Annotated in this window: 23 protein-coding genes, 1 tRNA gene, 1 rRNA gene and 1 other annotated feature; of the genes, 5 read left to right on the plus strand and 20 right to left on the minus strand. The window is 45.8% G+C overall.

What is annotated here, in order from left to right; genetic code table 11:
* Nucleotides 1-16 precede the first annotated feature (16 nt).
* Both metG and BM241_RS06680 read right to left on the minus strand, forming a co-directional pair.
* Nucleotides 17-2044, minus strand: a complete 2028-nt coding sequence (gene metG / locus BM241_RS06675) for a methionine--tRNA ligase (RefSeq protein WP_025748212.1) — start codon at nt 2042-2044, stop codon at nt 17-19.
* A gap of 215 nt (nt 2045-2259) precedes the next feature.
* Nucleotides 2260-2501 (minus strand) — a binding site (T-box leader).
* A 162-nt stretch (nt 2502-2663) separates the two neighbouring features.
* Nucleotides 2664-3572 (minus strand): AraC family transcriptional regulator, encoded by a 909-nt coding sequence (locus tag BM241_RS06680; RefSeq protein ID WP_051456392.1) that lies wholly within the window; start codon nt 3570-3572, stop codon nt 2664-2666.
* Nucleotides 3573-3781: 209 nt separating this feature from the next.
* Here BM241_RS06680 and BM241_RS06685 point away from each other — a divergent pair, with 209 nt between their 5' ends.
* The 3 genes from BM241_RS06685 (at nt 3782) to BM241_RS06695 (ending at nt 6682) form a co-directional block, all read left to right on the plus strand.
* Nucleotides 3782-4618 (plus strand): sugar phosphate isomerase/epimerase family protein, encoded by an 837-nt coding sequence (locus tag BM241_RS06685; RefSeq protein ID WP_025748214.1) that lies wholly within the window; start codon nt 3782-3784, stop codon nt 4616-4618.
* A 21-nt stretch (nt 4619-4639) separates the two neighbouring features.
* A complete protein-coding gene (locus tag BM241_RS06690) occupies nt 4640-5662 on the plus strand; it encodes a Gfo/Idh/MocA family protein (protein ID WP_025748215.1) in 1023 nt (340 codons plus the stop codon).
* A 192-nt stretch (nt 5663-5854) separates the two neighbouring features.
* Nucleotides 5855-6682 carry a sugar phosphate isomerase/epimerase family protein gene (locus tag BM241_RS06695; RefSeq protein ID WP_092282341.1) on the plus strand — a complete coding sequence of 276 codons (828 nt, stop codon included), beginning with the start codon at nt 5855-5857 and terminating at the stop codon, nt 6680-6682.
* A 69-nt stretch (nt 6683-6751) separates the two neighbouring features.
* Here BM241_RS06695 and BM241_RS06700 read toward each other — a convergent pair whose 3' ends face one another.
* From BM241_RS06700 to BM241_RS06715, 4 genes are all read right to left on the minus strand, one after another.
* Nucleotides 6752-6970 carry an HAD hydrolase-like protein gene (locus BM241_RS06700; protein ID WP_092282342.1) on the minus strand — a complete coding sequence of 73 codons (219 nt, stop codon included), beginning with the start codon at nt 6968-6970 and terminating at the stop codon, nt 6752-6754.
* Between the two features lie 11 nt (nt 6971-6981).
* The gene (locus BM241_RS06705; RefSeq protein ID WP_025748218.1) at nt 6982-7710 is read right to left on the minus strand and encodes a 2-phosphosulfolactate phosphatase; all 729 of its coding nucleotides are present in this window, start codon (nt 7708-7710) and stop codon (nt 6982-6984) included.
* Between the two features lie 123 nt (nt 7711-7833).
* On the minus strand, nt 7834-8370 hold the full coding sequence (locus BM241_RS06710) for a spore maturation protein (RefSeq protein ID WP_025748219.1): 537 nt from the start codon (nt 8368-8370) through the stop codon (nt 7834-7836).
* Nucleotides 8371-8390: 20 nt separating this feature from the next.
* On the minus strand, nt 8391-8966 hold the full coding sequence (locus tag BM241_RS06715) for a nucleoside recognition domain-containing protein (protein ID WP_025748220.1): 576 nt from the start codon (nt 8964-8966) through the stop codon (nt 8391-8393).
* A 185-nt stretch (nt 8967-9151) separates the two neighbouring features.
* Between BM241_RS06715 and BM241_RS06720 the strand changes: the two genes are divergently transcribed.
* Nucleotides 9152-9400, plus strand: a complete 249-nt coding sequence (locus BM241_RS06720) for an AbrB/MazE/SpoVT family DNA-binding domain-containing protein (protein WP_025748221.1) — start codon at nt 9152-9154, stop codon at nt 9398-9400.
* 82 nt (nt 9401-9482) lie between these two features.
* On the opposite strand, the gene rsmI is transcribed toward BM241_RS06720, so the two are convergent.
* Genes rsmI through BM241_RS06735 form a run of 3 tightly spaced genes read right to left on the minus strand, consistent with a single transcriptional unit; the run spans nt 9483 to nt 11750 of the window.
* Nucleotides 9483-10325, minus strand: coding sequence for a 16S rRNA (cytidine(1402)-2'-O)-methyltransferase (rsmI, locus tag BM241_RS06725; protein WP_035146751.1), 843 nt, complete (start codon nt 10323-10325; stop codon nt 9483-9485).
* Nucleotides 10326-10352: 27 nt separating this feature from the next.
* Nucleotides 10353-11021: a TlpA disulfide reductase family protein gene (locus tag BM241_RS06730; RefSeq protein ID WP_025748223.1), complete on the minus strand. Its 669-nt coding sequence runs from the start codon at nt 11019-11021 to the stop codon at nt 10353-10355.
* A gap of 36 nt (nt 11022-11057) precedes the next feature.
* A complete protein-coding gene (locus BM241_RS06735) occupies nt 11058-11750 on the minus strand; it encodes a cytochrome c biogenesis CcdA family protein (RefSeq protein WP_051456376.1) in 693 nt (230 codons plus the stop codon).
* Nucleotides 11751-11993: 243 nt separating this feature from the next.
* Between BM241_RS06735 and BM241_RS06740 the strand changes: the two genes are divergently transcribed.
* Nucleotides 11994-13052, plus strand: a complete 1059-nt coding sequence (locus BM241_RS06740; RefSeq protein WP_025748225.1) for an LCP family protein — start codon at nt 11994-11996, stop codon at nt 13050-13052.
* Between the two features lie 161 nt (nt 13053-13213).
* On the opposite strand, the gene BM241_RS06745 is transcribed toward BM241_RS06740, so the two are convergent.
* The 11 genes from BM241_RS06745 to rrf form a co-directional block, all read right to left on the minus strand.
* Complete coding sequence (locus BM241_RS06745; protein WP_092282343.1) at nt 13214-15847, minus strand: SH3 domain-containing protein; 2634 nt, start codon at nt 15845-15847, stop codon at nt 13214-13216.
* Nucleotides 15848-16010: 163 nt separating this feature from the next.
* Complete coding sequence (locus BM241_RS06750) at nt 16011-16181, minus strand: DUF362 domain-containing protein (protein ID WP_025748227.1); 171 nt, start codon at nt 16179-16181, stop codon at nt 16011-16013.
* Between the two features lie 84 nt (nt 16182-16265).
* Nucleotides 16266-17171, minus strand: a complete 906-nt coding sequence (locus tag BM241_RS06755) for a PSP1 domain-containing protein (RefSeq protein WP_025748228.1) — start codon at nt 17169-17171, stop codon at nt 16266-16268.
* A 13-nt stretch (nt 17172-17184) separates the two neighbouring features.
* Entirely contained in the window at nt 17185-18159 is a 975-nt protein-coding gene (gene holB / locus BM241_RS06760) for a DNA polymerase III subunit delta' (protein ID WP_092282344.1), read from the minus strand.
* Nucleotides 18160-18175: 16 nt separating this feature from the next.
* Entirely contained in the window at nt 18176-18631 is a 456-nt protein-coding gene (locus tag BM241_RS06765; protein ID WP_092282345.1) for a YaaR family protein, read from the minus strand.
* A 36-nt stretch (nt 18632-18667) separates the two neighbouring features.
* A complete protein-coding gene (locus BM241_RS06770; protein WP_025748230.1) occupies nt 18668-18997 on the minus strand; it encodes a cyclic-di-AMP receptor in 330 nt (109 codons plus the stop codon).
* Nucleotides 18998-19040: 43 nt separating this feature from the next.
* Nucleotides 19041-19673: a dTMP kinase gene (gene tmk, locus BM241_RS06775; RefSeq protein WP_092282349.1), complete on the minus strand. Its 633-nt coding sequence runs from the start codon at nt 19671-19673 to the stop codon at nt 19041-19043.
* Nucleotides 19674-19693: 20 nt separating this feature from the next.
* Nucleotides 19694-21142, minus strand: coding sequence for an aminotransferase class I/II-fold pyridoxal phosphate-dependent enzyme (locus tag BM241_RS06780; protein ID WP_051456393.1), 1449 nt, complete (start codon nt 21140-21142; stop codon nt 19694-19696).
* Nucleotides 21143-21171: 29 nt separating this feature from the next.
* Nucleotides 21172-22461: a homoserine dehydrogenase gene (locus BM241_RS06785; protein ID WP_092282346.1), complete on the minus strand. Its 1290-nt coding sequence runs from the start codon at nt 22459-22461 to the stop codon at nt 21172-21174.
* A gap of 269 nt (nt 22462-22730) precedes the next feature.
* A tRNA-Asn gene (locus BM241_RS06790) sits at nt 22731-22805 on the minus strand.
* A gap of 15 nt (nt 22806-22820) precedes the next feature.
* Nucleotides 22821-22917: ribosomal RNA gene (gene rrf, locus BM241_RS06795) — 5S ribosomal RNA — on the minus strand; the annotation flags it as partial.

A 22917-nucleotide genomic window follows, 5' to 3' on the forward strand; every position in this document is an offset into this window, starting at 1 on the left:
CCCTCAATCCTCTTTTTTAGCTTATTTTGGAGCCGCTGGCGATGTCCTGATCCACCGTTAACAGGGCCAAATTCCCTTTATCATCGGTGGCAGCCAGTATCATGCCTTCGGATACTATCCCCATGAGCTTGGCAGGCTTTAAGTTGGCCACCAGTATAACTGCCCTGCCCACCAGTTGCTCGGGCGTGTAGTATTTGGCGATCCCCGATACAACCTGGCGCCTCTCCTTTCCTACCTCCAGCGTCAGCTTGAGCAGCTTGTTGCTCTTCTCCACGCGCTCAGCGCTTATAACCTTGGCCACCCTAAGGTCCAGCTTCGCAAAGTCCTCAATGGTGATCTGGCTGTCTGCCTGTTCTTTCTCTTCCGAACTCTCTTGTCGCCCCTGATGTGCAGCGTCGCCTGCAGTCTGCACCGCCTCTTGGCCAGCAGGGCAATTTGCGCTCTCGCTCTGGCTTGCTTGCTTCATCTTTTGCTGTATCTCTTCCAGCTCTTTAAGCTCCTTCTCCATATCCAACCGTGGGAATATGACCTCGCCGCGCTGTACCCTGGTCCCCGGCGGCAGCTTCCCAAACTCGGCCAGGCTATCCCAGGTGATGAGGCTTTCATCCTTTACGCCCAGCTGTTGGCGAATTTTCTCGGGCGTTCTGGTCATGAAGGGGCTGATCAATACCGATATCATGCGCAAGCACTCAGACAAGTTATAAAGCACCGTACCCAGTCGACCGCGCTTGCTTGGGTCTTTTGCTAAAATCCACGGAGTAGTCTCATCAATATACTTGTTGGCCCTGCCGATCAGCTTCCATATCTCGGCCAGAGCGTTGCTGTATTCGAACCTATTCATCAATTCCTCCACCCTGGAGGGAGTAGAAAGGGCCAACTGCCTCAGCTCGGTATCGACATCGTCAAGCTCTCCCGGCTCTGGGATCAAACCATCAAAATACTTTTCAACCATGGCTATTGTCCGGTTGACCAGGTTACCCAAATCATTTACCAGGTCCGAATTTATCCTGTTGATCAAAGCCTCATTGGAAAAGACCCCATCGGCACCAAAGGGCACCTCTCTCAGAAGGAAATAGCGTACTGCGTCCACTCCATAGCGCTCAACCAGTATCACCGGGTCAACCACATTGCCCTTGGACTTCGACATTTTGCCACCTTCCAGCACCAGCCAGCCATGGCCAAACACCTGCTTGGGCAGGGGCTCGCCTAGCGCCATCAGCATTATGGGCCATATGATGGTGTGGAACCTTACGATCTCCTTGCCCACCAAGTGCACGTCAGCCGGCCAGTACTTCCTGTATTTCTCGTCGTTTTCGGTCATGTATCCCAAAGCCGTAAGATAGTTGGAAAGGGCATCGATCCACACATATATCACATGTTTGTCATCAAACGGCACAGGAATACCCCATCTAAACGAAGTGCGGGAAACGCACAGGTCTTCCAGTCCAGGCCTCAGGAAATTGTTGAGCATCTCGTTCTTGCGCGAGGGCGGCTGTATAAACTCATCATGGGCCTCAATATACTCTATTAGCTGCTGCTGGTACTTGGACAGTTTAAAGAAATAGGCCTCTTCCTTCACCAGCTCCACGTTTCTGCCGCAATCGGGGCATTTCCCGTCCACCAGTTGCCGCTCGGTCCAGAACGACTCGCAGGGAGTGCAGTACCATCCCTGATATTCGCCCTTGTATATGTCCCCCTGGTCATACAGCTTTTTGAATATCTTTTGCACCACCTTCTCATGGCGCTCTTCAGAGGTACGGATGAAATCGTCATAGGATATATCCATCAGCTTCCACAGCTCTTTGATGCCGGCCACGATGTTATCCACATATTCCTTAGGGGTCACTCCCTTTTCCCTGGCCAGCCGCTCTATCTTTTGGCCGTGCTCATCGGTCCCGGTCAAAAACATGACGTCGTAACCGGTAAGCCTCTTAAATCGCGCCATGGCATCAGCCGCCACAGTAGTATAGGCATGCCCAATGTGAAGCTTATCGCTAGGATAATATATGGGAGTGGTAATGTAGAATGTCTTTTTATCGGCCATATTTAACCCTCCTTTTTTATTGTTGTTAGCTGCATTTTGCCTAACTTTTCACCATGCTCTTAGGTCCCGGTCAAAAACACAACGCCATAACCTTTAGCCACCCTTAAAACCTACAAAACCTATACAGCATTAAAAACGCACAGCTTTTTCCCCTGTTTACAGCGCGATAAATTTGGCGCTTGAAAAGCTTTAATGCAAAAAACCCCTCGCTCCAACATAGGGGCGAGGGGTATCCTTCGCGGTACCACCCTACTTCTTTTTCGCCTCGCGGCGAAAAACTCTGCCGGTGACCATCATCACCTGCGTCTATAACGGGACCTCCCGTAACGGCCTACTCGCCACTTCAGCCGCTCCGCTCCAGGGCCATGTTCAACAGGAAACTCCGCCACCGGCTTTCACCTGCCCCGGCTCTCTGAAGGCGGGTCTGCCTGCCTACTCTTCCCTTCATCGCGTTTACGAGTTTACAAATACTATACTATGATATTCTCCATTATGTCAAGTATTATTCCGGCAAGTCAGAAATTTCGCATCTTTTATAGACTCCTCTTAGAATTCATGACCTTTGAAGGCATTTTGAGCCCTTGAGCAACCGATATGGTTGTACTTTGCAGGATAACCCTTACTCCTTTGGCAGCTCTGCCTTGGATTTGACCGACACGGCATATTCTGATGGGGTCATATCAGTGATCTTCTTAAAAACGTGGGAAAAATAATGGACCGAACTGAAACCCAGCCTTTCGGCAATCTCAGAAAAGTTGTAGTTCTCCTCCCTTATAAGCTCTTTAGCTCTTTCAATCTTCATTCGCCTGAAGTACTGTATAATGCCCGTCTGCATCCTATCCTTAAACAGGCTTTTTATTCTGGTACGGCTCAGGGAAAACTCCCTGCAAAAGTCATCTACGGTAAGATTTTTTTCGATATTCTGCTTCATAAAGCATATCATGCGATTTACCAGGTCATCCTCTGCTCGCCGCCTGGTCAAAGAGGAAATGCGCTCCTGCTTCTTTATGGCCGTATTGTTCCTTATAAGCGTTATAAGCAGCAGCTCCAGATATATTTTTATAAGCTGCTGTGCACCAAACAGCTCATCCGGCCTCTTGTCCTTGACTGTGATGAATTCATTGAGCCTTTTATTAAAACAGTGGGTGCGCTCCCTTATCAGATTGGCAAGTATGTTTTTCTCCTCTTCCCCTGCCTTGAGTATCTTGTTCTCAAAAAACTTCATGGCAGGGCTGTTGCACACAAATGACACCACTATAAGGTTGGGGGCAATCTTGCCATTTGCCCATACGCTGTGGAATTCATTGGGCTTGTGAAATATCATTTCCCCCTGCTGCAGCTGATACCCTTCGGTATCGGCCATGACCTCAACCTGGCCCTTGTCCACATAAAGAAACTCCCAGAAATCATGGCTTTCCCCCTGAAACACGAAGTCCTTTGCGTACTCAAAATAAAACAGGCTTACGATCTCGTTTATCTCTATAACGCTGTCCAGGGGTATTTTGGGGTACTCTACCCTTCTATTCACAGACAAGGCAACGTATTCCCCTTTCCGAGCAAGAGTGTCCGATATTATAAAAAAAGAGTCTTTTTATGCAAAGAAAAAGAACCTGTTTCGATATATAATCAAAGACGTGTAAACCATTTAAGTCATACAGAAATCGATTTTCATAGTCTATATAAATTTTAACAAATTCCTGTCATCAAATCAATAAAAGAGGGGAGGTCAAGAGCAATATGAAAAAGGGTATCAACATCTGGTCTTTTAAAAAAGGCATGACGGTGGCCGAATGCATGGCCATGGCCAAAGATGCGGGGTTTGATGGTATCGAGCTCAGCTTGGATGAGGAAGGCGAAATTAGTTTAAACAGCTCTGAAAAGGATATCTTGCGGATCAAAAAGATGGCCGAGGACACCGGCATCGAAATAGCCAGCCTGGCAACCGGCCTATACTGGACATATCCCGTCACCAGCTCAGACCCCAAAATCAGGCAAAAATCCAAAGACATAGTGAAAAAACAGCTTGAGACAGCGGCTCTGCTTGGAACAGATGGCATCCTGGTGGTGCCGGGTATGGTAGCGGGGCTTTCGCCCGACAGCCAGGTGGTACAATACGACGTGGCCTATGAGCGCGCGCTGGAAGCCTTTATGCAGCTTAAAGAAGAGGCAGAGGCCATTAAAGTCAGCATATGCCTAGAAAACGTGTGGAACAAATTCCTGCTGTCCCCCTTGGAGATGAGGGACTTCATTGACAAGATCAACAGCCCATACGTAGGGGTTTATCTGGACGTGGGCAACGTCATATACACGGGGTATCCCGAACACTGGATAAGGATTCTGGGCAAACGCATTAAAAAAGTGCATTTCAAGGATTTCAGAAGAAAGGTTGGCACCCTGGAAGGATTTGTGGACCTCCTGGCCGGAGACGTAAACTTCCCTGAGGTAATGCAGGCCTTCAAAGAAGTAGGCTACGACGATTACGTCACAGCCGAAATGATACCGAATTATACTCATTACACCAATCAGATAATATATAATACTTCCAAGTCTATGGACAGGATTTTAGGAAGATAAAAACAAAAGGGGGAGATACATATGGTGAAGGTAGGACTTATAGGTATAGGCTTTATGGGTAGAGGCCATTTGGATAACTATATAAGGCTTGAAGCTGAAGGTTTTCCGGTCAAGCTGGTGGCCATATGCGATATAGACAAGGACAAATTCGAAAACAAATTCTTGCCTGGTAACATCAATGTAGGCAATAAGAAGTACGATTTTTCAAAGTACAACCTCTACACAGACATAGACGAAATGCTGGAAAATGAAGATCTGGATTATGTGGATATCACGCTGCCCACCTACCTGCACGCCGAAGCAGCCATAAAGGCCCTTAACAAGGGCATGCATGTGCTGTGCGAAAAGCCCATGGCTCTCACCGTGGATGAATGCAAGGCCATGATAGAGGCTGCCGAGAAGAACAACAGAAAGCTTATGATCGCCCAATGCCTGCGTTTCTGGCCAGAGTATGAATACCTAAAAGAGTGCGTGGAGACCAACAGGTTTGGAAAGGTGTTGGCTGGGTATTTCTTCCGCGGTGGCGGGACTCCGAAGTGGTCATATCAGAACTGGTTGTTACAGAAAGATAAGAGCGGGGGAGCAATTCTGGACCAGCACATCCATGACGTAGACATGATAAACTGGCTGTTTGGCACGCCCAAGGCGGTTTCCACAATAGCCAAGAACGTCATCCCAGGCAGCGGGTATGACATCGTGTCCACTCGATACATCTATGAAGACGGCAAGGTGATAACGGCTGAAGACGACTGGGTACTAAACGGCGAGTATGGCTTCAGCATGCTGTACAGGGTAAACTTCGAAAAGGGCAACGTGGTATATGAAAAAGGCACCCTCAAAGTCAATCCCAACGACGGCAAATCCTTCACGCCCGACCTGCCAAAGGAAAACGGATACTATCGTGAGATAAAGTACTTTATAAACGCGCTGATCAACGATACCCCCATCGATGTGGCCTCGCCATATAGCACCATGGAAACCATACGCATCGCCCAAGCTGAAATAGAATCAGCCGATAACGGCGGCAAATTTGTCGAGCTGTAAATTAGCAAATTAGCCACTGTAAGATTTAACTTTGCTATGAATCTACGCCTGTGGACACCAGAAACGACAATTTCAATACAACGCCGGTGGATGAAGCAGGAATTCAGTAATTAAATGTTGTTTACACTCTTATTAAAGCCTTTATAACAGTAGTACAAAAATTGGCCTATCCTAAATAAAGGAGTGAAAACGATGTATAATCTGGACATAGGGGTAATTATCTCCCTAGAAAAATTGCTTCAAAATGGGATACAAGAGCTAGAGGAGCTGGGCCTTGATACATGTCAGGTAAATGCATGGAATACCGATATACTGACGGAAGAAAATGCAAACAGATTAAAGGAAATTGTGGGGAACAAGGTTAAGATATCCAGCGTTTGGGTGGGATGGCCGGGCCCAAAGGTGTGGAACTTCATTGACGGCCCCTCCACTCTGGGGCTGGTACCAAAAGAATACAGGTATGTTAGGATGGAAGCCTTGAAGCGTGGAGCGGATTTTGCAAAAATGCTCGGGGTAAACGACGTTGTCACCCACGTAGGATTCATCCCCGAAAACCCGTCCACAACGGAGTACCACGAAACCGTGATTGCAGTGAGAGAAGTGGCCTCGTACTGCAAGAGCCTCAACATATATTTCAACTTTGAAACAGGGCAAGAGACCCCTATTACCCTGGTTCGGACGATAGAGGATGTGGGCCTGGACAACCTGGGGATAAACCTTGACCCGGCCAATTTGCTGCTTTACGGCAAGGCCAACCCGGTAGACGCTGTGGACATATTTAAAGGCCTCATAAGAGGCGTACACGTAAAAGACGGCAGGTATCCGACCGACGGCAAGCACCTGGGCAAGGAAACGCCGGTAGGAGAAGGGCTGGTCAACTTCCCGCTATTGATAGACAGCCTTGTAAAGTATAACTACAAAGGGCCGTTGATCATAGAGAGAGAAATATCAGGCCCTAAGCAGAAGGAAGACATACTCAAAGCAAAGAATATGCTAATTGAAATCTTAAGCAAATATTGAAAATCTCGATTCAAGACAAACAATGAGGTGCAACATTAAGAGGGCTATGCTCAAATCAGCATAGCCCTTTCAATTTAATTCACCATACCGTCTACCCAGGTCCTCTATCCCATATTTTTCTTTATAAAAATTCACTGCCGCAGTGACCGATATTTTTGAATGCTTTAAAATACTCTCCAGGCTCTCTTCAACACAAAAATCCCTTAAAGCCCTCTGAAACGCCCTGGCCATATGGGGATATGTATTGAACAACGTCCCATCGAAATCCCAAATGAAGTGCTTGAACATGGAAAACGACCTCACGCCGTTTCCAAAACCCTTATGACCCCTTCACGGTACACTGGGATGGTGGGCAACAGGTTTAGCTGAATACAGTAATCCACATCGGATTCAAAACCCGCCCTCACTAAATTTCTGTAATGATATGTACGCTCTAGCACCTTTCTGAGGTTTTGCTTATGGGTAGAATACATTTGCAGGCACACCAAACCCAAATCATCCATCTCCAAGGGTTTTCCCATATTTTGAAGCGCATCAATCATTGCACCTACGGCCAAAATATCATCCAACGAAAACTTCCCTTCAGTACCTGCGCATATGAAGGCCACGTCTTCATCCCGTTGTCCAATATATTGAGCTACAGCTCCAACGTTTAAAAATCCCCCAATGATAACTTCCTTTGCCTCACTGGCTTTTCTTATAGCCCTGGTACCGTTGGTGGTGGTCATAAGTACAGTACGACCCTCCACTACATCGCGGGTATACTCATATGGAGAATTTGAAAGATCGAACCCCTCTATCTTCTGGGCGTTTCTTTCCCCGCCTAAGAGGAAAGCACCTCTTTCATAATTCTTTGAGAGGTTTATGGCTTCTTCAATATCAATCAATGGAATAACTTCCCTGCAGCCATTATGTAAAGCAGTAATAATGGTACTGCTGGCGCGAAGTACGTCAATGACGACAGCCACGCGTTCCTTAAGCTCTTTTTCCTGTACATTGCTCGGTAATGCATAAACGTCTATCTTCATGATAACCCTTGATGCCCTCCGATCAAAATTGGATTATAATGCAACCTTATGAATTGATTTTAAAGCCAAAACACCCTCTTTGTCAACTTCAATTCAGGCAATCTCATAAAACCTAAATCGACATTATCTACCAAATACTATGCTACAAACCCCCACAGATGCGATAAGCCCCACCATCTCGGCCAACAGCGCAGCCCACAGAGTATATCGAATCCTTTTTATGCCAACAGCTCCAAAGTAAATCGATAGAGTATAGAATATCGTTTCGGTAGAACCCATAACTGTAGAGGCCACGCGACCGATAAACGAGTCGGGTCCATAAACCTTAAAGAGTTCAGCCAATATCCCCGTTGAAGCAATGCCCGACATAGGACGCATGATTACAAGTGGGAGTATCTGCGCTGGAATGCCCAAAAACTCAGTAACAGGGCTTATAACGCTTATAAGAATATCCATGGCCCCAGAGGCTCTGAAGATGCTAATGGCCACGAACATAGCAACCATATACGGCAGCACCTTGACCGCAGTGACAAACCCCTCTTTTGCCCCTTCGACAAACGAATCATATACGCTTACGCCGTTTAAATGCCCATATACTAACACAACAAAGATAAAGGCAGGGATCGCAAAAGAAGATATTATATCTATAATGTCCGCCATATTATATTTGCACCCTCGCTTTAGTAATACCTCTGTAATATCTTCGCCGCTATAATACCAGCAGCTGTTGAACAGACGGTGGCTATAAATACAGTACCAATAATTTCCGTTGGATTGCTAGAGCCGGCCGTACTGCGCAGGGCCACCACCGTAGCGGGAATCAGCTGTACAGACGAGGTGTTTATAACCAAAAACATGCACATGGCATCGGTAGCCCTATCCTTATGGGGATTTAACTCCTGCAGCTCCCTCATGGCCTTTATCCCCAATGGGGTAGCCGCATTGCCCAGCCCCAGCATATTGGCGATTATATTCATGGTTATCGCTCCTATGGCTGGATGCCTGGCCGGTATATCGGTAAATAAAAACCGCATTACACCCTGCATCTTCTGAGAAACCTTCTTGACCAATCCTGCCTCCTCCGCTACCTTCATCAGCCCCAACCACAACGCATAAACGCCTATCAATCCAAAACATAGCTCCACCGCATATTTGGCATTGTCCAGAGCCGCCTGTGTCACCGCCTCTATCTTTCCATTAAAGGCAGCAACTACCAGCCCAATTAATATCAACAGTATCCATACGATATTGACCATAGGCCTCACCTTTTCAGCAGCTTTTTTCTTTATGCATATGATATTGCTTTCAACAATAGAACACATGCATAAATTAATTATATTTTTTATATTTTTTACAAACAGCCTATTGACTTTTATTGGTATTATTGGTAATATAAATTACGTGATTGGTGTCGAATTTTGTTAGGGGAGGAGGGGACAGCGTGAAATCGACAGGCATTGTAAGGAAAGTGGATGAGCTAGGAAGGGTTGTAATTCCTATTGAACTTCGTCGAACCCTTGGCATTGATAAGAAAGACGCCTTGGAGATTTACGTAGACGATGAACACATCATATTGAAGAAATACGAGCCTGCATGCATATTCTGCGATAATGCGAAAGATATTCAGACCTACAAGGGCAAGAACATATGCAAAGAGTGCCTGGCAGAGCTGCGCAAACTGTCCGAGTGATGCCTCACCAACCCCCAGGCACTGTCTTTTTTCTTCGGTTGTAAACAAAGTTTCAGATAGATTCGATTCAACCAACAATTATTTAAATATTGATAGAGTGTTTGTACACCTCGCTTTTCGGTAAACCACGAGCTTTGGCCACCTGCTTTACAGCTTCCTTTTTGTCAAAACCTTGAGCCATATATTGCCTTATGTGGTCTTCTATGGAGATATCCCATGTGTGGTTCTGTATATCCTGCTGTGCGCATCCTTCTAAAATGAGCACAATCTCACCTTTGGGAGGGTGCTCTTTAAAATGCCGCAGCATTTGCTCAAGATCTAAAATAATGACCTCTTCATGCACCTTTGTCAGTTCACGAACCACCGCAATCCTTCTGTTACCCAGCTTGTCAAGCATATCCTCCAGCGTGGCGACTAATCTGTGCGGCGCCTCGTATAAAACAACAGTACGCTGCTCGCTCTTCAACTCTTCCAGCCTTGCTTCCCTTTCCTTCTTCTCTCGGGGGAGAAATCCTTCAAAAACAAAACGGCTGGTGTTCATCCCAGACAACACCAACGCCGAAATGCATGCCGTGGGGCCAGGCAATACCGTAACGGGGATGCCATTCTGCCTCGCCAGGCTGATTAGCGGCACCCCTGGGTCCGATATACCTGGCATACCCGAGTCGGATACCAGGGCTACGTTATGGCCTTGCATAAGTAGCTCGATTATCTTCTGACCACGCTCCCGCTGATTGTGTTCATGGTAGCTTATGAGCGGCTTTGAAATCCCATAGTGGTTTAAAAGCTTCAGGGTGTGTCTGGTATCCTCAGCAGCGATATAATCCACTTCCTTAAGGATGCGCAGTACCCTCAAGGTTATATCCTCTAAATTCCCTATTGGCGTCGCGCAGACATAAAGAGTCCCTCTTGCCGGCAAAACCATCGCCCCTTAAATTCTTATACAAAGTTGTCACTCTTCCAGTGCTCTAATTGCCTTAACTGCAAGCTCCATCTCCTGTTTGCCCGAAAAAGCTCCCATCTTAAAATAGCGAACTATTCCTTCCTTGTCAATAATATAATTGGCAGGTACTACGCTTCGATAATAGATCTTCCAAGCCTCGTCATCCCTATCCAGGAGTACAGGAAAAGTATAGCCATGCTCCTGTATAAAACTTCTGACCTTCTTTTCGGCGGCCTTGTCGTCTGTCCCGCCCCGAAGCTCCACAGAAGTGGAGCTGACTGCCAAAACAACTACATCCTCATCCTTGTATTCCTCGTAAAATTCTTCCATGTGAGGCATCTCGGCCCGACAGGGAGGACACCAGGTAGCCCAAAAATTGAGAAATATTATTTTGCCTTTATAATCCGACAGCTTAACCTTGTTTCCATTTAAGTCTTCAGCCTCAAAGTCTTCCATGGGCTTGTTGATCTCATAAAAATAGTATTTGTTCTTCAAGATATCCTGAGGCGACGCCCCATCATCGCCATTATTCTGTGAAGGTTTAGCGGCATTCTCATCTTGGGACTCAGCCGCCTGATCTTGTGGCGTTTCCCGAGGTGTGTCTTTCGATACAGCACACCCGCTTACAAACAGCCCTAGCACCAGCAAAAGGGTGAAGATTTTAATAATCCTGCTCATGGATTTCAAATCATCCTTTCATGCAATGATTTTTTATTATGCACCTAAAAAGGCCAATCTATTGAAAAATATCAATAACCCTATAATGATGAGGAGCCCACCACTGACCCACCGAATTGCGTCCATATACTTGTATAGCTTTTTAATGGGATTCCACAGCACTCGTATGCCCACTGCCAACGCCATAAAAGGCAACCCCAGCCCTAAACTGTATACCGCCAATAGCCCCATTCCCCCAGCAACAGTACGGGCCTGACTGGCCATTAAGAGCACCGAAGCAAGCATTGGACCCACGCAGGGTGTCCACCCAAATCCAAACCCCATCCCCATAATTACAGAGGCAATAAAACCTGTTCCATTAACGTTGACCTTAAACCTTTTCTCGTAATTTAAAAAGGGAACAGGAATGAGCCCTGTATGAAACAACCCAAAAAGTATGATTAGCACTCCGCTTATCTTTCGCATAACTTCTCGGTGTTTTACTAAAAACCTCCCAAAGGAGCTTGCCGCAGCACCCATGCTGACAAATACAAAAGAAAAACCTATTACAAATAAAAGAGCGTTTAACACCACAGTACGGTACGCTCTGGAGGATCCCTGCAACAGATTATCGACGCTCTGACCTGTCAAATAAGCTAGATACACTGGAATAAGCGGTAAAACGCAGGGAGATAAGAAAGAGGCTACCCCTTCAACAAACACCATAAAAATAAAGGCCAAGTCTCCCACCGGCATTCCCCCTTATTTTTTATTAATACCCCCCTCTTTCAATTTAAAACATCATATTATCTTTATATTAAGATAATACTCATAACATTCTTATGTTTTTAAGTATAGCACGTTAACGCGTTTATTTACGATGTGTGTAGCTTTTTTAACAAATTTTAAAATTTCACAATCTCATATTGACTTATAAAATAATTTGTAGAATAATGTTAGATGCTAAACAATAAGCTCAATGGGGGTATTTCAATGAAAAAGTTCTTCATAACCGCATTGTCCATATTGCTCATCTTTCTAATAGCCTCAGCTACTTATATCTATATACTACTTGATCAAATTGAAAATAATTCTGAAGATAATTCTCTAGTAGACTCTTTGGATTCATCAAATTCTTCGAATTCATCAAATCCTCCAAAGAAATTGACCCCTGAAGATTTAGGAATCTCTGAAACGGCTCCCAAAGCAAGCGAAACCGGGGTGACCAATATACTTTTGTTTGGACTGGACTCGCGAACCGAAAACCACATATCGCGGTCAGATACAATAATAATTACAACCATCGACAAGAAAAACCAGGTCATCAAACTCACTTCCTTGATGCGCGATATGTACGTACCCATCCCCGGCAGAAATAAAAACAGGATAAACACAGCTTACATCTTTGGCGGCCCTACCCTCGCCATTAAAACGGTAAATACAAACTTTGACCTTGATATACGCTATTATGTTACGGTAGACTTTTTTGGCTTAGAAAGAATCATTGACCAGGTAGGTGGGATAACGATAGATGTCAAAAAGCAAGAAATTCCCCACATTAACTCCTGCATAGCAGAGCTCAATAGTTTAAACAAAAACACCAAGCCTGTACCTCTACTCACGGAGCCCGGGCTACAGACGTTGAACGGCAGGCAAGCGGTAGCATACGCTCGCATACGAAACGTGGGAAATGCCGATTTTGAGAGGACCGAAAGGCAAAGACGGGTACTAGTAGAATTGTTCAAAAAAGTAAAAACCCTCAACCCTCTAAAGCTGCCCGGCCTGGTGAGCACCATATTGCCCTATGTGGAGACTAACCTGCCAAAGACGGAAATTTTGAGCTTAGGAATTTCAGTCCTAGGATTTAAGGACAAGGATATAATACAATACAGGATACCAGTGGACGGTACGTTTACTTCGCAGCGGATCAACGGGATGGCCGTGCTTGTACCTGATATAGAAAAGAACAAAGCCCTCCTCCACGATTTCATCTATGGGGACGACACAAATAGCGAAGTTGCTGGCAATGATGATATCAATGCCAGGCAATAAAGGCATTGATGTGGTCTATCTACTTAAAGCTCATTCAGTAGAATTTTTAATTACAAAACAGAGACCATGGCGAGAAAATCGTTTAACAGTGTAAATGCCGCAATAAAAGAAAGCGTGGGTTTAACTCCCACGCTTTCTTTTAAAACTTGGAAATGTTTCTTTTAAAATCCGAGGTAATCTCCAGAAACATATCCGGTCAACGTTCCATACCTGATCTTATACCAGGAACCCACCTTTTGGAGGATGGTCACTTGCGAATTCTTCTTTATAGCTCCAATCCTGGTATAGTTAGTCCCCGGCCCCGTCCTGACATTGAGCCATGTGGCCGTCACTACGGCTGTACTCGGCAAGCTCCTATCATCCTCTCCGCGGGAAGGTATAGCATTTGAAACCTTCACATAAGCGCTATGCACGTATCCTGTCGTACCGCCAAATTTTATTTTATACCATACGCCAGTCTGTCCCAAAATGGTCACCTGGCTATTGCGATACAAAAGCCCGATCTTGCTGTAGTTTGTTCCCGGACCAGACCGCACATTCAGTCCGGTAGCGGTAACAATTCCAACAAAGGTCTGCTCTTCTCCTTTAGAAGGTGAATCGTTAGAAGTCAGCCTTATATAGTCCCCATGTACGTATCCAACTGTGCCGCCATATTTAATCTTGTACCAAGCCCCTACCTTCTCCAAAATATCTACTTTTGCGTTTCTAGCAAGCTTCCCAATCACGCTGAAACCCATACCTGCACCTGAACGAACATTGAGAACGCTTGCCGTCACTGTTCCTTGCGCTATCACATTGCCATTGTTACCGCTAGGCGGTTGGCTGCTGCCTCCACTGGGCGGTTGAACGCTGGCACTTTCTAGCCTTATATAATCGCCGTATACATAACCTGTTAAGCCATTGTACTCTATCTTATACCACTCCCCAACTTTTTCTAACACAACTAACCTGGTACCTTTAATTACCAGACCTATCCTATGGTTTCTCGTGCTGGGGCCGCTCCGCACATTCAACGCACTGGCAGTCACAACAGCATATTTCCTCTCCTTGTTTGGAGGTACAGGCGGATCGACTGGCGGCAACTGTCCCTGGTTGCCCCCTGAAGAAGAGCCTGGTGGCTTTTGCCCTCCTTCTAATACAACGTAATCGCTATGGACATATCCCTGCAGGTTACCCGTTTTTATCTCGTACCATTCCCCCACTTCTCGCAATATTTGTACACGGGCATTTGGCCCCAATCCTCCAATACGCTTGTATTGGATACCCGGCCCTTGTCTGACATTCAGCGAAGTAGTCACCTTTACAATGCCGTAAACGGGTTGAGGCTGGCCACTGCCACCGCTGGGCGGCTGTGGATCCTGCTTATCATCCCCTCTTGACGGCATATCTGTGAGAGCAGGCGGAGAAATGTTGAGAGCCTCTATGACCGCACCAGGATAGTAGAAATTTAAGATATCTGTGTATTTGGCTCCTTGCTCAGCCATTGTTTTAGCTCCCCATTGGCTCATGCCAACGCCGTGACCAAATCCCTGCCCTACGATTACGTAATATTCCTGTCCAGGAACTCCAACATTTTGCAATTCAAGGCCTGTTATGTATAAGCTCCTCATTACACTGGCTCCTATAGCAAAGCGCATATTTTGGGCTGGCATTTTCACTTCCGCGGTATTGAGCTTTATCTTCCCTTGATCATCCATCACATAACCGTTCGCGCCTCTCATGTAAAAGGAAAGCTTAAAATAAGCCTCTCTCTTTCTCTTGCCTGCCGTCTCTCCCTCGAACCGCATCTCATCAATGCTGACAATTTTGACATCCAGAGCGCCGGTATTCTTCTTAATTTCTTCCTTCAATTTCTCTATAAAGTTTTTATAGCTGCCGGCATCCTTTTCGATTACAGAACTCCACCAGCTATCGGGGTTGGCGAAGTCCTTCCCTGTCACATCAATTTGTGTCTTATGTATAGTAAACTTCCATTTAAACTTCCATTCATTTGGAGGCTCTTTAAGTACAGGATCATACGGATCCTCTTTGGCAGAAAGTGGCTTAAATCCCTTTGGCACACCTGAAAAGACCTCATAGCCTGCTTCTACCCAACCTCCATTGCTGGACGAGTAAAAGGTTGGCACGAAACCCCCGTTATATTTCAGCACCATTTTTGCGGTCTCATCCACTGCCCTTTTACAATTTCCATAGCTGGGATTATACCCTTTATATACCTGGTCAGCCTCAGTATCAACCACATCATAGGCCGCCGAGGCAGGTTTTTTGCATCGCACAGCATATGTACGGGCAGCTACTGCCTGAGCCTTCAGGGCTTCCAAAGGCCACCCGTTGTTCATCTCGTAAGGCAATACTCCATACAAATACGTCTCAAGATACACATGGTTGGTAAGCCTGATATACCCTCCCTCCAGGCTCACCACCATATCGCCCTTGTAATTTGTCCATCCGTATGAGGGGTGGAGCACGCACAGTACATCAGAATCACCACCTTTGTGCTGCTTAAAAGTAAACTTGTTACCCAATGTGTAAACTGCACTCCCACCTTTAAGTATTAGCTTCCCATCCTGTATGCTTATCTCGTACTCTCTTCCCCTCTCAAGATAAATGTCCTTATTTTCGGGTATGCTATAGTTCCCATTCACTTTAACCTTTACATTGACAGGATTCCCCATGGAAGCCAACCGCACGCGAATAATGCTGTAATCAGTATCCCCCTGGGCCACAGGTATGGTCCCTATAAAGAAGAATCCTACAGCTAGTCCAACCAGCAGCGCCAAAATTCTACGACACACAGCTACATCACTCCCAGAAATTTATAGTTTTACGTCTTTACCCACCCATATATAGATAAATATTCGGCATAAATTGTCAAATTCCTGCCAGCAGGTAAAATTTATTGCAATGAAAAAAGAACCCAATCTGAAACGATCAGGTTCTTTTTCATTGCATTCTTCATTATTCAAGCTGAGGAGCGCCCACAGGGCAAACATCAGCGCATGCGCCGCACTCTATGCAAGCGTCCGGATCTATAACGTAGATGTCATCACCCTCGGAGATGGCATCCACCGGACACTCGGACTGGCAGGCACCGCATGCAATGCATTCCTCAGTAATCTTGTACGCCATCTACCCTCACCTCCTTACATTGAAACCCCGCAAAAAACACCTCTTCTATTCTATCACCAATACCCAAAATTGCAAAGATTTTTTTCACTCATCCATCAGTGACCTTATCTCCTCATCCATCCCGTTTAAATCATCCTGCATATCATCTGCTTCTTCCAGGACCTCTTCGCCTTGGTCCTTGTCTATCAACTCCACCTCATCGGGAGAGTATTCTTTGACCGCTACAGTACCATCCTCCTGAACCAACTTTACCTTGACTTTCTCAAATAGTACATTTATATCCACCACAATGCCTTTGCCATCAGGCGTTAATACTTCCTTGTTTACCTTTGGCATGCGCTTTAACACATCCTCATAAAAATCCTGTTCGAATTTCAGGCAACACATGAGTCGACCGCATACGCCCGATATTTTGGCCGGATTAAGCGATAGTTTCTGCTCCTTTGCCATTCGGATGGATACGGGCTGAAAATCCCCCAGGAAAGTACAACAGCACATATTTCTACCACAGGGGCCCAGTCCTCCTATCATCTTGGCTTCATCGCGTACGCCAATCTGCCTGAGCTCAATCCTGGTTCTAAATATGGCTGCCAAATCCCTCACCAGCTCACGGAAATCTACCCTTCCTTCAGCAGTAAAGTAGAATATAAGCTTGTTATTATCGAAGGTGTATTCCACGCCCACCAGCTTCATGGGCAGCTTGTGCTTAGCAATCTCCCTCAAGCATATTTCAAAAGCCTTGCTTTCCTTCTCCTTGTTCTCTTTTACCTTCAATTCATCCTCTTCCGTAGCCTTTCTAATAACCTTTTTAAGAGGAGGAACTATATCCTCCTCTGGGACCTCCTTTGGAGGCACCACTATCTCGCCATATTCTATCCCACGGGCAGTCTCCACTATCACGTGGTCTCCCGGTTTAAGCTCTATGTCATTGGGGTCAAAGTAGTATATTTTACCTGCTCTTTTGAATCTGACCCCTACTACTGTTTGTATAAAAATCACCTCCTCACATGCCGAGCAGCAAATTCTCTATGGTCAACTGATAGTTGGCATTTCCTTTAAGCATCCTTCGAGTGCGTTCTATACTCTCAATAATACTCCTTATACGCCTAATTGTAAATAAGGAGGCCTGTTTTTCTATTAAAGGTAGCTTATCTATATTTATGACCAGCGCAGGATCGCCGATCTCTTTATATACCAGTATATCTCTGAACCATATAACCAACATGTCCAATATTTCATCAATCCTATCCTTATACTGGTTAAAAAGTTCCCACTGCGCCATCTTATCTATATCGTTATAGCCAAAAATTTCCTCCAAAAATTTAAAAACGTCGCTCCGCATCTCATTGAACTCCTGTGAGCCTGCCAGCTGCAACCCTTTACCCGGAATCCCATCAGAAAGCCCAGCAAACAGCATAGCCCTCTCCTTGGGCATATCAAAGTGCCTCATTATGATAGTACATACCTCTTCTCTGGTAAGCCTCTGCATGCGGAATACCTGACAGCGCGACAGGATCGTGGGCAACAGCTCACTGGACTTCTCTGCAAGCAAAATAATGGTGGCAAAAGAGGGGGGCTCTTCCAGCGTCTTTAAAAAGGCATTCTGGGCCTGCACAGTCATAGCATGTGCATCCTCGATTATATAAACCTTGCGGCTGGACTCGTAGGGTTTAAGATTTATATCATCCAATATGCTCCTTATTTGCTCCACGCCTATGCTGGATTTATCCCCTTTTTGAACCCGATATACGTCGGGATGATTTCCCGAATTGAATTGCCTGCATGAACGGCACAAATCACAAGGCCTATGTCCTTGTGATTTGCACATAATGCCGCGGGCAAATATATCAGTTATGGTCCTTTTACCTATCCCTTCCGGGCCAACAAACAGATAAGCATGGCCTATTCGCTGGCTTTCAATGATCTGTTTTAACCTCTTGACTATAAAGGATTGGCCTATTACGTCCAAAAAGTTCATGGTCTATCCAAACCCTTCAATAGAATAAATCTATCAGCAGTCCTCGAATATCATCTACCAGAGACAATATCTTAAGCTTATCCCTGTCTGAGTGAAGCACTTGCTTTACTAGCTCCTCCAATTTTTGATTGACTTTGTTTACCACAGCATATACCTCATGCCTGCCCTGGCTATTGAAGTAGTCATGCTTTGTGAATTGGTACATATTGCTCACAACCGTGGACAAAAACCGCGACACCAGCTTCCTGTAGCGAATAACCTCAGCCAGAGTAAGATGCTTGATCAGCTTTTCCTCTTGTAACTTGATCTCTTCCATAAGCAACAACAGCTCTTGCTCTATCAGCCTTTCTTGAGTATCGCGCATTACACCGCTGAAACTCTTGCTGTGTACTTCATCCGGATAAACCTCTTTCCTCATCAAGCTGTTCAAGCCCATCTCCTTGTCTCTGACCACAGCATCCCTTATTCTCATAACTACCCGTATCTCCTTGAAACATCATTTACCAAGTTAAATTTTCTTAAACTCCTCTACGTCCAAGACAAAAACCGTGGCTCCACCTACCGTCACTTCAATGGGATAGGGTACATACACCCCTGTCGTACCCGCTACAGGTGAAGGCGAAGTGGCTATCTGTTTCCTGCTCTTGCACACCTTTTCAATAAGCGACAGGGCCAACGGGACCCTCTCTTTCTCGGTACCAATTAGCAAAGTGGTGTTTCCAGCCCTCAAAAAACCACCTGTAGTAGCCAGCTTGGTGACCCCAAACCCTTCATTCATCAAGGTAGAGATCAGCTTTTGGGCATCCTCATCCTGCACCACAGCAATGATAAGCTTCACTGCTCAACCCCCCTTCTTTGATTTTGCTTACCTATATTATATCCTATTTTTTACATGATAGCAAATATTCTACTAACCTTCGGACCTGTTCAAAGACTTCGTCAATACTCCTTGAGGCATCTACCTCTTTGATGCGCTCCGGATACTTCTTCTGCAAAGCAAGAAAACCCTGATACACACGTCGGTGAAATTCCAACTCTTCGCTTTCCAGTCGATCCAACTCTTCCGACCTTATACGGCCTCTTGCTAAAGCATCCTCCGGCCGAATGTTCAAAAAAAGCGTCAAATCAGGGACAATGCCTCCAAGCGCATATCTGTTTACCGCCTCTACCACATCCATACCCAGCCCTCTTCCAAATCCCTGGTATGCTACGCTGGAATCGACAAACCTGTCGCACAATACCATCTTTCCCTCATTAAGGGCGGGTTTTATAACCTGCCTTACATGCTGAGCACGGGATGCTGCATACAGGTACATCTCAGTTACGGCATCCATGTCTTTATAGTTGCGGTTGAGCAGAATCTTGCGTATTTCCTCTCCTACAGGCGTTCCGCCTGGTTCACGGGTCACCAGCACGTCATAGCCTCTTTGCCGCAAATGCCGCTCCAAAAGCTTAACCTGTGTCGTTTTCCCTGCCCCATCCGGCCCTTCAAAGGTAATAAAAATACCTGCCATATCCATCTTATCTCCTCACGCTATTCACTGACAACTGGAACCAATGCATCTTCTACAAGTCCAAAAAGAGTGCCTCCATAGCGCTGTATATCCAAAAGCTCATCTATACCCGCTTTATCGATCAATTCTCCGGGACAAAAACGAGGAATACCGGGTGGATAAGCGCCTATAACTCCAGCACATATCCTTCCCACGCTTTTTTCTATAGGTACGTTTTCTATTATACTATAAAAAGCTTCTCTAGGCGACAGCATTTGCTGTGGTATTTCCCCGGAAATTGACATCTTATTATACTTATACGCGGCGCTTGGTCCAAACCTGTGTGCTGGCAACTTCTTTGCCAGACTGGTCAGCGCTTCAATCAGAACATTAAAAGCTGTTCTGTTATCGGCCACGCTGCATATAAGCACTAAGCGGTATATGTCGCTCATCTCAACTTGTACACCAGCCTCTCTCAAGAGCCGCTCAGCCTGATAGCCCGTAATTCCAAGAGGACGGACATCTAATACCAACCGTGTAGGGTCCAGTGCCGCTACCTCTTCGCCCTTGTCATAATCGTCTATGGTTAAAAGCCCTATATGGCCCCGCAACCGCGTCTTTACCTTATGGATTTCATGCATCAACCTCTCAATTAGAGCCTTACCTTCAGCTTCCATAAGGGCCCGGGCCCAATCAAGTGAGGCCATTATCAAATAGGAAGGGCTGCTGGTCTGTAGCATGGCTATAACCTGAGCTGCTCGGTTGGCATCAACTCGCGGCCCCCTTACATGAAAATATGCCCCCTGGGTCAAAGCCGGCAGCGTCTTATGAGCACTTTGCACCCACATATCAGCCCCCAGCTGACCAGCTGAGGGAGGCAGATCGGGATGAAAGATGAAATGGGCACCATGAGCCTCATCCACCAGCAACAGCTTTTCCCTGTCGTGGACAACCTTTTCTATCTGCTCCAAATGGCTGCACATGCCGTAATAATTGGGATGTACCACCAGCACTCCTACAGCATCTGGGTTCTCATCCAAAGCCCTTTCCACATCTTGTACCAATATTTGAGTGGCCATAGAGTTTTCCTGGTCATATCGCGGTTGGATATATACAGGTTTGACGTCGGCCAGTATCATAGCCGACCACACCGACCTGTGGCTATTTCTGGGAACGATCAGCTTATCTCCAGGCTTACAGGCAGCCATTACCATGGCCTGAATCCCTGCCGTTGAGCCATTTACCATGAAAAAAGTATGGTGAGCACCGAATGCTTTAGCCGCCAGCATTTGAGCCTGGGCAATTACGCCGACAGGACAATATAGGTTGTCCATCCCGGGTATCTCAGTCACATCCATAGCCGCCAGGTTATCTAAAAACGCCCTTGGAAAAGCCTTACCACCCTTGTGCCCCGGCATATGAAATCGAACCGTACCCTGCTTTGCATACTCCATAAGAGCTTTCACTAAAGGAGCATTGTTTACATCCATTTTAAAGGGTTTTCGCTCCTCTCCGCATTTCAATTTGAATGGCTCTCTACCCGTAAAATGCTGGCCACCTCTTCTACCATATCAAACTTCTTTATTTCTTCCAGTGCAAGGTCAAGCCGCTTCCTGTCCACTTTGTGAGTGATAAGCACCAATGGTACCACTCGCTCGTCTTTGCCCCGCTGGACCACCGAAGCAATACTTACACCATAATTTCCTAAAACTGTCGAAATCTTCCCCAGTACACCCGGCCTATCCACTACTTCGAGGCGGATATAATACTCTCCTTCTCCTTCGCCATTGATCTGCAATTTTTCCCTGGCATTTCTGTACATGTATGGCGTTGTACTCCCTGACATCATTGTAGACGCTACATCCATTATATCGCTCACTACGGCGCTACCGGTTGGCAGTGACCCAGCTCCTTTGCCATACATCATAAGCTCCCCTACCGCATCACCTTTAACGAACAAAGCATTGAACTCGTCATTGACAGCGGCTAGAGGATGAGTATTGGGTACCAGTGCCGGATGTACGTGCAGGTCCAGCTTGCCGTCATGCTTTCTGGCAGCAGCCAAAAGCTTTATGGTGTAACCCAGCTGAGCCGCATACTGGATTTCCTTTTCGGAAATGCGGGTAATGCCTTCCCGGGGAATATCCTGTGGAGGAACCTGTACCCCAAAGGCGATAAATGCCAATATCGAAAGCTTAAACGCAGCATCCTCCCCTTCAACATCCGAAGAAGGATCAGCCTCTGCATATCCCTTTTCCTGCGCCAGCTTCAAAGCCGTGTTAAAATCCATACCGTACCTGGTCATCTGAGTGAGGATATAGTTTGTAGTTCCATTTATTATACCCACCACCGCTTCTATTTCATTGGCAGCAAGGCTCCTAGTAAGGGCTGCAATGATAGGAATTCCTCCTCCTACGCTTCCCTCAAACCTGAGCAGAACATTTCTTTCGTTGGCCAATTGTATCAGTTCCCTGCCATAAGATGCGATAACGGCCTTGTTGGCAGTAACCACGTGCTTCCCCATTTCAATGGCTTTTCTCATATATTCGTAAGCGGGATGCAGCCCGCCAATCAACTCAACGATAATCCGTATATCCTCATCAAGAAGGATATCATCAAAATTGGTAGTAAGCATATGAGGTGGCACATCTATATCACGCTTCTTTTGGACATCCCGCACCAAAACCTTTTTTACGTCGATGGGAACTCCAATGTATTCCTTTATCATATTCCGGTGCCTACGCAGTATTTTCCATACTCCCTTGCCTACATTCCCTAACCCTAAAACCGCAATTTTAATGCTGTTCACCGGTACTCCCTCCCGTTTGACATATTTTCATTATATTATGTACACAATCTTTAGGCTAGATTATAGCACGTGAAAATGATGGAGTAAATATAATTTTACAAAAGCCCGAAACAAAATCCTCATTTGAAAGAAAATATAAATAAGGCATAAAAAATAACAAGCCCTAAAAAGGACTTGTTATAATTTTGACTATCTCTATATAGTAGGTTTAAAGCCCGCATTTTTAAAGATCAGTTCAGACCAATTTAAACCTAAGCCAAAAAAGAAAATGGCTCCTCAGGTTGGATTCGAACCAACAACCCCTCGGTTAACAGCCGAGTGCTCTACCGTTGAGCTACTGAGGAACGCTTTAAAGAAGATCCCGGCAACGACCTACTCTCCCAGAGGGTCTCCCCTCTAGTACCATCGGCGCTGAAGGGCTTAACTTCTGTGTTCGGAATGGATACAGGTGTTTCC

This window comes from Caldicoprobacter faecalis, from assembly GCF_900115765.1.
In the GTDB taxonomy this organism is placed as follows: Bacteria; Bacillota; Clostridia; order Caldicoprobacterales; family Caldicoprobacteraceae; genus Caldicoprobacter; species Caldicoprobacter oshimai.